Origin of the sequence: Pelorhabdus rhamnosifermentans, assembly GCF_018835585.1 — a bacterium.
In the GTDB taxonomy this organism is placed as follows: domain Bacteria; phylum Bacillota; class Negativicutes; order UMGS1260; family UMGS1260; genus Pelorhabdus; species Pelorhabdus rhamnosifermentans.
In genome coordinates this window covers 1-3,672 of sequence record NZ_JAHGVE010000059.1, presented here as the reverse complement: position 1 = coordinate 3,672, position 3,672 = coordinate 1, and the positions used below count along the sequence as shown (strand labels likewise).

The window sequence follows — 3,672 nt, the reverse complement described above, 5'->3', positions numbered from 1 at the left end:
CCTGTAAAGTGGAAGCCTGCCATCTTGGGATGACTGACGACAACTTTACCGAAGTCAACACCTTTACAAGGTACAAAATTAATAACCCCTGCAGGCAAACCCGCTTCAATAAGAATCTGCATGAAATAGTAGTTGGAAAGTACTGCTGTTGAAGATGGTTTCCACAAAACAGTATTGCCAACCATAGCCGGAGCTGTAGGCAGATTACCACCAATGGATGTAAAGTTAAACGGCGTAATTGCGGCCACAAAACCATCAAGGGCCCGATATTCAACACGGTTCCAAACACCCGCGCTGTTGTTTGGCTGTTGCTTGTAAATTTCTTGCATATAGTAGGGATTAAAGCGCAGGAAATCTGCTAATTCACAGATAACATCGATTTCGGCTTGGTAAGGATTCTTGCTTTGTCCAAGCATACAAGCCGCAGCTAATTTGGCGCGGTATTTCCCTGTCAATAAATCGGCTGCTTTTAAGAAAATAGTCGCTCGATGCTCCCAAGACATGTTTTCCCAGTCTGCTTTTGCCGCTTCGGCTGCTTCGATTGCCATCAGAAGCTCTGTTTCACCAGCTATATAGTATTCACCAAGTACTTTTTGATGATCATGGGGGCAAATCATCTTCGCTTTATTCCCTGAACGAATTTCTTTGCCACCAATAATCATCGGTACTTCAATTGGGTTAGCTAATTGTCTGTCAAGTTCAGCCTTTAAAGCCGCTCTTTCCGATGATCCTGGCAGGTAACCTTTTACAGGTTCGTTTTCTGGAAGTGTAATTTGAAAATATCCATTGTTCATTATAAAATTCCTCCTCGTTTGTTTTTAATGAATCAACACTATCTTAGGTGAAAGTGTTTCCAACGAATTCTATATATAGCATGTTTACTTGATAATCTGTTCACTTACAATTATAGCTATCTATATAAACAAAGATAAGAAGTTTGCACCAAGGCTTTGACTTGAAATGTTTGATTTGCTTCAACAACAAAAGTCTCATTTGCTAATATTTTTTGAAAAAATGTTTTTCCAGGTAACTTAACAGCTAACTCACCAGTAATCACTGTCATATGCTCTTGCTTTGATGTTGAAAATTCATATTCACCGACATCCATGACACCAATTGTTGCCTGTCCGTCGTTAGATTGATAACCTATCGACACAACCTTACCTTCAAAATACTGATTGACATTAAGCATATATTACACCTTCTTTCCCTCAAATAATATCACACACGTCTATAAAACGGAACTTTGACTATTTGATACTATACTTTAGCTTTATTAATGCCGACTCCACCAGCACTCTTACTCAATCATATGCACACAGTCTATAAGATTGTCCAGATCGCCTGGACCATTTACAAGGCGCATTTGATACATTGAAAAACTGCTTATACGTTCTGGCCTAGATAAGCTTCTCCCGATCTGGAAATGACGCTTTTGTCTTTATTGATCTCTCTTACAGCAGCAATTTTATCTTTGTTAATCTCTTTCCAGAGGTCTACGTTCTTAATACCGACCTTATCAGGATCAAAGAAGGGCGTCTTACCAGCTTTTCTCTGCTCCTCATAGTCCTTCAGCATAGCGACGGCCTTCGGAAACAGGAACCACAGCATGAACACGTTCAGCCATACCATGAGGCCGCAACCCAAATCGGCTGTCGCCCAGGCAACGGACGAGGCGATGGTAGAGAAGAAAAAGTACACCAGCAGTACTAAAATTTTCATGCCAAAAATAATTCCTTTACGGAGTTTCTTACGTGAATCACCATAGCAGAGATAAGCCACCGCAGTTTCAGCTTGATAATAATAGCTAAGGATCGTAGTAAAGGCAAATAAGATCACTAAGACGCCAACAATAACTGCGCCTGAATCTGGCATAATCGTGCCAACAGCCTCCTGGGTATATACAACGCCATTCTGTCCAGAAGCAGCTAATTCCGCCATTTTGGAAGAACCAGCACCGATATAGCCTGTAGCCGTATTAAAGCAGTCGGTGACCAGAATCATCAGCGCCGTGCAAGTGCATACTACAATATCCATATAGATGCCAAAAGAATTGGCCAAACCCTGTCCGACAGGATGCGCGGTCTCAGCCGCCGCAGCCGCAGGGGTCTCTTCACCCATACCGGCTCCAGAGGCGAAGGTGGCGCGTCTGATGCCCATGGTGACCGCGCTGCCCATCATGCCGCCGAATACAGAGCCTTGATTAAAAGCAGCTGAAAAAATCCAAGCGAACATGGTCGGAATCGCGTGAGCATGAACGATTAGCACAACTATGGTCAACAGCAAAAAGAGACCTACTTTCAAGGGAACGAGAATAGCAGCAAATTTACTGATACGTTTGATGCCGCCGAGAATGATGGCACCCAGCAGCACCGCGCCGACCAGGCCAGTTAGCCACGGGGCAACACCCAAGCTGTGGTTCAGACCTTCGCTGATCATATTAGCCTGGACACCGGGCATCAGGATTACCATCACCACAACAGTGACTCCAGCAAACAAAATGCCAAACCACTTCCAGCCCAGCCCGTTCTCAGCGCAATAATAAGCGCCGCCACGGTACTGACCGTCAACCCGGATTTTATATAACTGTCCCAGTGAGCATTCTGTAAATGATATAGCGGCAAGCAAAATAGCCGTAACCCACATCCAGAACACAGCGCCGGGACCTCCCATATAGATGGCCACCGCCACACCGGCGATATTACCAACACCGACACGAGCAGCCATAGTGGTCCAAAATGAAGAAAAAGTGGAAATGCCGCTTTCCGAGCTTTGGTTGCTTACCAGGTTTCTCACCATATCTTTTAAATTGCGGACCTGGGTAAATCTGAGTACGACGGAAAAATATATGCATGAACCAATGACAAAAACCAACATAGCCGTTGACCAAACATAGCCATTCAAGTAATCAACTAAATCTTTAATATATTCCATATTAAGTGACCCCTTCCTATTTGATTCTTTGTACCTATTTTTTTCACAACATCATTGCGAATGGTCATTGCCGTTAATTCCAATACTGATTCCTCCCTCTTAGAATAAATATATTTGGCAAACTAACCCCCACTCTAATCATTTAAGGATACTTATATTTACTGAATATTCTTAATGTTAATAACGAGAATCTTTTGAAAATTTATTTTTAAGTATATCCTATTAAATCTCTCCCAAAGAAATAATATCATCTACGTCCCGAAAACAGAATATTGAGTATTTGATGTTATACTTCAGCTTTTTTGATTGTTGAATCATAATACATTATGTCAGCAAGGCCATGGAATGCAGAACTTTCTTGTAATCATCATCGCCTCCTAAGCTTTAAAAAACAAAAAGGCGCTTAAACAAAAATAAATTTGTTTAAGCGCCTTTGCTTAATAGTTATTATAATATAAACGTCCCTAAAACGGAATATCGAATATTTGATGTTATACTTCAACTTTTTTGATGGTTGAGTCATTTAATAGTTTACAGTCTTACTAAACCTGCCAAAGTCAGTTATTTCTCTCCCATATAGGGATAAGCAACCACGGTGCGAGGAACGAGTGTCTCCTTAATTGCCCGTTGACTTATCCAACGATTTAAGTTGATCGCGCTACCTGCTTTATCATTTGTTCCTGATCCACGGCTACCACCGAATGGTTGTTGTCCAACAACTGCACCAGTCGGCTTGTC

At 42.0% G+C, this 3,672-nt stretch carries 3 protein-coding genes; all 3 read right to left on the bottom strand.

All coding sequences use genetic code 11. The features are described 5' to 3' along the window. On the bottom strand, positions 1-794 hold a 794-nt coding region (locus tag Ga0466249_RS25630; RefSeq protein WP_215832341.1), incomplete at its 3' end, for an aldehyde dehydrogenase family protein. A 116-nt stretch (positions 795-910) separates the two neighbouring features. Next, a complete protein-coding gene (gene ppnP, locus Ga0466249_RS25625) occupies positions 911-1,192 on the bottom strand; it encodes a pyrimidine/purine nucleoside phosphorylase (protein WP_215832340.1) in 282 nt (93 codons plus the stop codon). Positions 1,193-1,386: 194 nt separating this feature from the next. Next, on the bottom strand, positions 1,387-2,934 hold the full coding sequence (locus tag Ga0466249_RS25620) for an alanine/glycine:cation symporter family protein (protein WP_215832339.1): 1,548 nt from the start codon (positions 2,932-2,934) through the stop codon (positions 1,387-1,389). Between the last annotated feature and the right edge of the window lie 738 nt (positions 2,935-3,672).